At 63.0% G+C, this 851-nt stretch carries 1 protein-coding gene; it reads left to right on the forward strand.

Features of this window, described 5'->3' with window-relative positions; genetic code table 11:
• The first annotated feature begins 76 nt into the window (after positions 1-76).
• A protein-coding gene (locus SP5_RS19390) for an IS5 family transposase (protein WP_157013810.1) occupies positions 77-834 on the forward strand; the annotation gives its coding sequence in 2 pieces (ribosomal slippage) (positions 77-395 and positions 395-834; 759 coding nt in all).
• The last annotated feature ends 17 nt before the right edge of the window (positions 835-851 follow it).

Genomic DNA, 851 nt, shown 5'->3' on the forward strand with positions numbered 1-851 from the left:
CTCTAGGCGGCGTCTGCATTTAGAGGATTCCGTTTTTCCGTGGGTTCTGATTCAAGGCTGGCGAAGGAGCCGGTTGATGAGCAGACGCACGCTGACAGATGAGCAATGGGAGCGGATCGCTAGATATCTGCCCGGGCGTGAAGGAACGCGAGGGCGCAGCGGCGTGGACAACCGGCTTTTCGTGGACGCGATTTTGTGGATGGCGGGCAACGCGGCACGCTGGCGCGACCTGCCGGAAGTGTTTGGCAAGTGGACGGGCGTACACGCGCGGTTCCGGCGCTGGTCGCATGCCGGTGTCTGGGAACGGCTTTTCCATAGCCTGGCGGACACGCCGGACTTCGAATACGTCCTGATCGACAGCACCATTTCGAAAGTCCACGCCGATGCAAGCGGCGCAAAAGGGGGGCTGAGGCTGCCGCGATCGGCCGGTCCCGCGGTGGCCTGACGACCAAATTGCATGCCGCTGTCGACGCCATCGGCCTGCCGATCTGTATCCATCCAACGCCCGGACAATGGGGCGACCGCCCGCAGGCCGAGACGTTGCTGGCAGGCTTGAAGGGCGTCGGTCACGTCATTGCCGATGCCGCCTACGACGCCGATCCGCTACGCACCTTCATCGCCGACGATCTCGGTGCCACCGCGCATATCAAGGCCAATCCCAGCCGGACCGGCAAGCCCGCCATCGACTGGCGGCTCTACAAAGAGCGCCATCAGGTCGAGTGCTTCTTCAACAAGCTCAAACGCTGCCGGCGCATTGCCCTGCGCTGTGAGAAGACCATCTCCGCCTTCATGGGCTTCGTCCACCTCGCATGCGCCATGATCTGGTTACGCTAAATGCAGACGCCGCCTAG

Origin of the sequence: Sphingomonas parapaucimobilis NBRC 15100 (assembly GCF_000787715.1) — a bacterium.
Classification (GTDB): Bacteria; Pseudomonadota; Alphaproteobacteria; order Sphingomonadales; family Sphingomonadaceae; genus Sphingomonas; species Sphingomonas parapaucimobilis.